Below are 8,066 nucleotides of genomic sequence, written 5' to 3'. Positions count from 1 at the left end.
GCGGGCGCGCCGCCCCCCCCCCCCCCCCACGACGAACCCGGCGAGGAAGCCCTCGTTGCGTGACGACCTCGTCTGCTTCATCACCACGCGCACCGTGTGGGTGCCGCGGCCGAGCTTGCCGTAGGTGCGCAGCTTGTCGAACGCGACGCCGCTGGCGCCGCTCTTCGAGCGGAAGTTCAGCTGCTTCCTCTTGTCGCCGTCCACGATCACCCGGGCGAAGCCACCGCTGGTGGCCTTGCCCTGGAGGATCTGCAGCTTCTGACCCGTGAACGAGTAGGTGACGACGCTGCGGCGCTTGCCCTTGCCGCTGGTGTCGCAGTAGCTCCCCCGCGGCACCGACGAGTCCTTGCGGACCTTCCAGGAGCCCTGACGCTGCACGGAGGAGTTGCGGCAGGGCACGTAGCGCAGTACGCGGACCCGCTTCGACGTCGATGCGCTGTTGCCCGCCTCGTCGGTCACGGTCAGCCGCACGGTGTAGCGACCCGGCTTGCGGAACCTCACCGAGGCCTGCGCGCCGGTGGCATCGACGGTATCGCCGCCGTCACCCCGGCTCCACTCGTAGGTGAGGTCCTCCTGGCCCGTCACGTCGTCGGAGCTGCCGGACGCGTCCAGCGAGACCTTGCGCTTCACGAACACCTTGCGCGGTGAGACCTCGGCCTGCGCCATCGGGTCCGTGGTGTCGACGGTCTCACCCGTGACCGTGACGGTCAGGCGGTCGGTGTCCTTCAGCCCGCGGGTGTCGGTGACCGTCAGGGTCACGTCGTACTCGCCTGCCTCCGGGTAGCTGCGCGACACCGTCGCGCCGCTGGCGTCCTTGGTGCTGCCGCCGTCGCCGAAGTCCCAGCTGAAGTCCAGGTCGGAGACGGCGTCGGCGTCGTCGGAGCTGCCGAGGCCGGAGAACTCGATCGTCTCTCCGGTCCGGGCGCTCGTCGGATCGGCGGCCGCGACGGCGGTGGGCGCGAGGTTGTCCGGGAGCGGCTCCTCGTCGACGTAGCCGTAGTCGAAGTCGCTGCACCCCTCGCCGAGGTCGAAGAGCACGTCTCCGCTCAGGTTGCCCTCCGGTGCGGCGTCCTCCCCGGACATCGACCTCACGGTGAAGTCGAGGCAGTCGTAGTCGAAGGTCCAGTCGCCCGACGGGCTCGACGGGTCGGCGTAGTTGTCGACGTGCGGGTCGTCGGCGGCGTCGGAGAACGACGTACGGCCGTCGGCGGCGGTGAAGGCCGCGTCGTCGAGCTCGGGGCTCGACGAGCCCACGGTCGGGGTCGCGTCCAGCGGGGACTGCGCCGGCGGGTCGTCCGTGCCGGCGTTGCCGTAGCCGTGCGCCTCGTCGGTGTAGACGAGGGAGAGCCCGGCCTCGAAGCCGATCGGGTCGCGGTCGATCTCGCCCTTGCCGTCGAAGTCGAAGCCCGAGCGGTCGCGCATCTCCAGGTAGTAGGCGTGGTCCTGCGGGGAGGCTGCGCCGGCCTGCAGGTACTTCCAGCCCAGGGTGCAACGGCTGGCCGTGGAGAGGTCCTCCTTGCAGCCGCCGTTGAAGATCCGCTCGTCGCCGGGCTCGCCACTCTCCTCGAAGTCGGTCTCGAAGAGGACCTTGTCGGTGCCGTCGATCGTCGCGGTCACCACGACGTCGTCGATGAACCAGCCGGGCAGAGCCAGGCCGGGGTCGGTGGCGTAGGAGAAGCGCAGCGCGCCCTGGTCGGCACCGGCGAGGTCGCTGATGTCGTAGGAGTCGGCCAGGAAGACCGGGTCGGGCTGCTCGCCCAGGAGTCGGTCGAGGTCGGCGGTGCCGGCGTCGTAGGAGCCGCTCGAGCCGGTCAGGCCGTTGTCGTAGGTCGAGAGGCAGCCCACCTGGTTGGGGTTCCCGACCGGGATGCCGTTGGCCGAGGTCGTGTAGCCCTCCTCGGACTCGTGCGAGGTGTACGTCGACCCGCCGTCGGTCGTGGTGAGCACGAAGCCGTAGTCGAAGTCCCACTCGATGTTCCACCGGGACTTGAAGGACAGGGTGACGGGCGTGCCGGGATCGAGGTCGCTGAGGCCCGGGATCGCGATGTCGAGGTTGCGCCCACCGCTGGGCACGCAGCCGAAGTCGTTGCCCGAGCCCGACCACCACAGGTGGTCGGCCGTGGCGCCGTCGCCGCTCTCGAACGCGTCGGCGTCGAGCAACGTCCGGCCGGGGAGCTTGGCGACGTACATCTCGGAGTTGTGCACGATGCCGTCGGCGCCGTCCTCCAGGGTGTAGGCCTCGCCGTCGGGCGTCGCCCACGTGATCGACCCGGTGTCGACCTTGGAGTGCTGGAAGCCGGTGACCTCGGTCTGGCCGGGCGCGAGCACCTCGGGCACGACCCATCCCAGCTCCTGGCGGGAGAAGGCGTCCATGTTCTGCGACTTGTCGGTCGCCATCAGGTTCCAGTCGCCGTAGGTCTCGCGGCCACCGAGGCTGTAGAAGTCCGGGAGCCCCAGCGAGTGCCCGTACTCGTGAGAGATCACCGAGGCCTTGTCGATCGCGGTCTCGGGGTTGACGTTGTAGGGCCCGACGCGCACGAAGACCTTGAGCGCCTCGCCGAGGTCCTCGGTGGTCTTGGTCGAGTACGTCGTGTCGGTGAACCAGAGCGGGTTGCCCTCGAGGTCCTTGAGCTGGTCGTCAGTGGCGAAGCCCGCGAGCCCGGTCACCGGGTCGCTGTAGGAGCCCTCCAGCGAGGACGAGTGGGGCCAGATGTTGTCGTAGGGCAGCAGGTCGCTGGTCGCCTCGCTGCAGGCACCGAGCTGGGAGGCGCCGTTGCCGCCGCAGCCGGCGTAGACGACCATGAAGAAGTCGACCAGCCCGTCCTTGTCGGTGTCGAAGTCGGAGTAGTCGACCTCCGGGTCCGCCAGGGCGGCGGCGTCACGCACGAGCTTGCCGGTCGGGCCGCAGCCGGAGTCGATGTTCTGCAGGGCGCCGATCCCGGCGAGGGAGCCGATGACCGCGGAGCCGTTGGCGTCGGCGCCGTAGTACTGCGTCTGACCGGGGAGGTTGTAGACCCCGTCCGTGACCCGCTCGGGGTACAGCGCCGTACCGGAGACGTCGAAGGGCAGGTCGCTGAAGGTCGTGCCCGTGCACGTCTGGCCCGGGACCGTCCGGGTCAGCTCGAAGCCCGGCTCGTAGTCGAAGTCGGCCGTCGCCAGGCCGGCCGACGGCACGGTGCCGGCGGGGTAGAGCTGGCCCAGCGACATCTCCTGGAAGAGGTTGAACGTCGACCCGGCGACCTCGGGGCTGTTGATCTTCTCGGCGAGGGTCTCGCCCGTGTGGCCCTCGACGTAGGCGCGGTCGGTGTACTGGACCGGCACGATCGGGAACGGACGGTCGCCGTACCGAGCGGTCTCGTAGGTCTCGCTCGGCGGGATCACCTTGGGACCGTGCGCAGTGGCGTCGCTGGTCTCGGCGCCGACGGTCAGGGTGGCCGTCGTGGAGAGGTCGCGCCACACGATGGTGGGCTCCTGGGAGGCCAGGGCCGCGGTGTTCTCGAGGACCAGGCTGACGACGCCGGGACCGTCCTCGGTCGCTGCCGGCACCGTCGGGATCGTCCACACGACCTCGGTCGCGCTGATCGTCCGGGTGCCTGCGCTCGGCTTGGCGCTCTCGAACCTCGTGCCGGTCGGGACGGTGACGTCCACGACGGCGCCGGCCACGGGTGTCGCCCCGGGGTTGGTGACGGTGATCGTCGACGGGTAGGTCTCACCCGGCTTCACCCAGCCGACCGAGGACACGAAGCTGTTGGTCAGGTCGAGCCCGCCCGCGGAGGCCAGCAGCACCGGGGCGGCGCCTGCGTCGGCGGTCGTGCGCCCGGCGGCGTCGCTCGCGTCGGTGGCGCGCAGGCCGAGGGTGATCGAGCGGGAGTCGTCGAGTCCGCGGGTCGCCGCGGCGGGCACGGTGGTGCGGAACGCGCCGCTGTCGTCCGTCACGACGTCCTGGGTGGCCAGGACGGTGCCGTCGGGCGCCACGAGCGCGAGGGTGAACGACGCTGCCACACCCGCGACAGGTGCCGTCGGCAGGCTCTGGCGGGCGGCGGCGAGCACCTCCGAGGCTCGGCGGACGGTGCCGCTGACCCCGAAGGACTTCCCGCTGCGCACCGACGAGGCGGCGGCCACGAAGTCGACGCTGAGGTCGAACTCGCCGACCTCGGAGTCGATCGAGGGTGCCGTGACCGGCGCGGTGGCCGGTGCGGTGGTCGTACGGGCGTCGGCGGAGACGGTGGCCACGCCGAGCAGCGGGATCGTGGCCAGGGCGGTGAGCAGCGCCGTGCCGGTGGCGATGCGCCGCGGGAGAGAGGGAGCCGTGCGCGATGCAGGCAGCATGAAGGGATCCTCGAGAGGGGTCGGGAGACGGGGGTCTGATCGATCACTCAACGACAGGTGGTGCCGTCGCGCTACGGCTTTCACGACATCTTCACGAGCACCCGGCGAAAAACCGACAACCTTGCGGTGACGCGGATGCAGCCGGGGGTTTCTACGGCGGGTCGCTCCTTGACCCTCACCCCGGGGCAGGGGCCACCGTCGGGACACTCGGTGAACGGTTCACCGGGACGGGCCACGAGAGGATGATGACCCGATGACGCACGTCAGCATCGGCGAGTTCGCCCGGGCGACCGGGCTCAGCGCGAAGGCGCTGCGCCTCTACGACGAGATGGGGCTGCTGGTCCCGGTCGAGGTGGACGCGATCAGCGGCTATCGACGCTACGCGCCGCAGCAGCTCGACCGGGCTCGACTCGTGGCGCGGCTGCGACTGGCCGGCATGCCGCTGGCCCGGATCCGGGTGGTGGCCGACCTGGCCTCGCGCTCCGGTCGGGCCGCGGCGGCCGAGCTCACGTCGTACTGGCGCCAGGTGGAGGCCGACGCGGCCTCCACCCGCTCGCTCGTCGCCGCCCTCGTGTCCGAGCTCGACGACAAGGAGACCATGATGAGCATCACCCGACAGCCGGCGACCGACGCGGCGTCGTACCTCGAGCAGGGTGGTCGCGAGGACCAGCAGGACGCGATCCTGGTGACCGACGGGGTCTACGCGGTGGCCGACGGGATCGGTGGCTGCCCCCGCGACCTGGCGTCCGACGTCCTCGGCGTGGTGGCAGCCCTGGACGGGGCCGGCGAGGACGACCCGCTGCGGGCCCTCGACGCCGCGGTGGCCCGCGCCGCGGCACTGGTCACCGAGCAGTACGCCGACCACCCGGACGCCGCGACCACCCTCACGGCCCTGGTGGTGCGCGACGACCAGGTGGCCGTCGCGCACGTCGGCGACACCCGCGCCTACCGCGTCCGCGACGGCCGGCTCGAGCGGCTGACCCGCGACCACAGCGTCGTCCAGACCCTCGTCGACGAGGGCAGGCTGACCCCCGAGGAGGCGCGCGCCGACGACCGTCGGGTGATCCTCAACCGGGCGATCGCGGTCGACGGCTCCTTCGCCCCGGACCTCGCCGTGCACGCAGTCGAGCCGGGCGACCGTCTCGTCCTGACGAGTGACGGCGTGCACGCGGTCCTCGAGACCGCGGTGCTCACGGGACTGCTCGTGGCCGACGCGCCACCCGAGGACGTCGTCGCCACCGTGCGCGACGCCGTACGAGCGGCAGGAGAGCCCGACAACCACGCCCTGGTCGTCGTCGACGTGCCCTGACGTCGGTGGGGTCGGCGTCGGCGTCGGCGTGCCCAAACGGCACAATTGTGGAGTTCTGACACGTCGGCGGGCCGAAAGGCTGCCACAACTCCACAATTGTCCCGTCTCGACTGGTCGCAGATGACGGACCCGCCTGTGGGCCTGTGGATAGCCACGACACCGACGGGCTCCGGCCGGGCATGGTGCCTGCATGGACGGCGACTTCATCGGGCGGCACCCCTTCACGAGACGGCAGCTGCGCGCCTCGGGCATCAACCCTGCCCTGGTCCGGCGACGCGACTACGTGCAGCTCGTCACGGGCGTCTGGGTCCACCGGGACAACCGCGACGACCTGGCGCTGATCCGGGCAGCCCTGCTGATCCATCCCGACGATGCCTTCGCGAGTCACCTGAGTGCTGCCCAGGTGCTCGGGCTTCCGGTGCCCGACAGTGCGTTCGCCCACGTGACGGTCACCAAGCAGGAGGACCGGCACTATCGACCGCAGATCAAGCCGCATGTCACAACGCGTCCTCGTCGCGTGGTCGTCGTACGGGGAATCCGGACCACCGACCCGATCGCGACCTTCATCGACTGCGCAGGGTGGCTCTCCCTGGTGGAACAGGTGGTGCTCGGCGACGCGCTGGTCGAGAAGTACGGCGTCGACCCAGCCGAGCTGCGCCGCGCCTGCAAGCAGAGCACCGACTACTACGCCGGTCTGGCACGGATCGCGGCCGACCTCGTGCGCAAGGGGGTGGACTCGCCGATGGAGACCCGCCTGCGCCTGCTCATCGTCCTCGCCGGCCTACCCGAGCCAGAGGTCAACGTCGTCATCTACTGGGAGGACGGAACGTGGCGACGGCGCTTCGACCTCTGCTACCGCGGCATCAAGCTGGTTGTGGAGTACGAGGGGCGTCAACATGCCCTGAGCTCGCGCCAGTGGCACTCCGACATCGATCGGCGCGAGGAGCTGGACGACGAGGGCTATCGGATCCTCTTGGTGACCTCGGCCGGGATCTACGACGAGCCCGGCAGGACCCTGCACCGCATCCGTCGCCAGCTCATCCTCCGCGGGATGCGGCAGGTGCCGAAGCTCGACGACCGCTGGCGTGAGCACTTCGCCGCCTGATCGCTCCTGTCCAAACGGCACAATTGTGGAGTTCTGACACGGTTTGCGCGCCAGAGCACGTCACAACTCCACAATTGTGGAGTTTGGACACGGCCTCCCACCCGCGCCGCGACCACCCCTGACCCACGAACGACAACGACCCGCCGCCCGGAGGGGCGACGGGTCGATGCGCGATCAGGATCGTGCGGGGTGCTGCGAGGTCACTCCTCGCCGGCGATGAACGCTTCCACGCGGCGACGACCCTCGGTGTCCTCGATCTGGACCGGGGGCGACTTCATCAGGTAGGACGAGGCCGAGATGATCGGGCCGCCGATGCCGCGGTCCTTGGCGATCTTGCAGGCGCGCAGGGCGTCGATGATGATGCCGGCCGAGTTGGGGGAGTCCCAGACCTCGAGCTTGTACTCGAGGTTGAGCGGGACGTCGCCGAACGCGCGACCCTCGAGGCGCACGTAGGCCCACTTGCGGTCGTCGAGCCAAGCCACGTAGTCGGACGGGCCGATGTGGACGTTGCGCGAGTCGATCTTGTTGGCCAGCTCGCCGGTCAGGTTGGACGTGACGGCCTGGGTCTTCGACGTCTTCTTGGACTCCAGGCGCTCGCGCTCGAGCATGTTCTTGAAGTCCATGTTGCCGCCGACGTTGAGCTGGTAGGTGCGGTCGAGGGCGACGCCGCGGTCCTCGAACAGCTTCGCCATCACGCGGTGGGTGATGGTGGCACCGACCTGGCTCTTGATGTCGTCACCGACGATCGGCACACCGGCGTCGGTGAACTTCTTGGCCCACACCGGGTCGGAGGCGATGAAGACGGGCAGGGCGTTGACGAAGCCCACGCCGGCGTCGATGGCGCACTGGGCGTAGAACTTGTCGGCCTCCTCGGAGCCCACCGGGAGGTAGGACACCATCACGTCGACCTCGGCGTCCTTGAGTGCCTGGACGACGTCGACCGGCTCGACGGCCGACTCCTCGATGGTCTGGCGGTAGTACTTGCCGAGGCCGTCGAGGGTGGGGCCGCGCTGCACGTCGATGCCGAGAGTCGGGACCTCGGTGATCTTGATGGTGTTGTTCTCGGAGGCGTTGATGGCCTCGGAGAGGTCCTTGCCGACCTTCTTGTCGTCGACGTCGAACGCGGCGACGAACTCGACGTCGCGCACGTGGTAGTCGCCGAAGAGGACGTGCATGAGGCCCGGCACCGTCGTGGTCGGGTCGGCGTCCTTGTAGTATTCGACGCCCTGGATCAGGGAGGTCGCGCAGTTGCCGACTCCCACGATTGCTACTCGTACCGAACCCATGGGGTTTCCTTCCTGATTCCTGCTGATGAGGTGCTGT

The 8,066-nt window shown here is 69.8% G+C and carries 4 protein-coding genes; 2 read left to right on the top strand and 2 right to left on the bottom strand.

Annotated elements, in window-relative coordinates; genetic code table 11:
• Window positions 1-4,329: PKD domain-containing protein (locus Q1K33_RS02655; RefSeq protein ID WP_300400282.1), on the bottom strand; the 4,329-nt coding region annotated here is incomplete at its 3' end.
• Between the two features lie 253 nt (window positions 4,330-4,582).
• On the opposite strand from Q1K33_RS02655, the gene Q1K33_RS02650 reads away from it, so the two are divergent.
• Complete coding sequence (locus tag Q1K33_RS02650) at window positions 4,583-5,638, top strand: MerR family transcriptional regulator (protein WP_300400280.1); 1,056 nt, start codon at window positions 4,583-4,585, stop codon at window positions 5,636-5,638.
• A gap of 190 nt (window positions 5,639-5,828) precedes the next feature.
• Window positions 5,829-6,743, top strand: coding sequence for a DUF559 domain-containing protein (locus Q1K33_RS02645; protein WP_300400277.1), 915 nt, complete (start codon window positions 5,829-5,831; stop codon window positions 6,741-6,743).
• 200 nt (window positions 6,744-6,943) lie between these two features.
• Here the strand turns inward: Q1K33_RS02645 and Q1K33_RS02640 are convergent, their stop codons facing one another.
• Window positions 6,944-8,029 carry an inositol-3-phosphate synthase gene (locus Q1K33_RS02640; RefSeq protein WP_300400275.1) on the bottom strand — a complete coding sequence of 362 codons (1,086 nt, stop codon included), beginning with the start codon at window positions 8,027-8,029 and terminating at the stop codon, window positions 6,944-6,946.
• Window positions 8,030-8,066: the final 37 nt, after the last annotated feature.

It is taken from the genome of Nocardioides sp. (genome assembly GCF_029937575.1).
Lineage (GTDB): Bacteria > Actinomycetota > Actinomycetes > Propionibacteriales > Nocardioidaceae > Nocardioides.
Note: the sequence above shows the minus strand (reverse complement) of the source record. Positions and strands in the feature narration are given on the sequence as shown.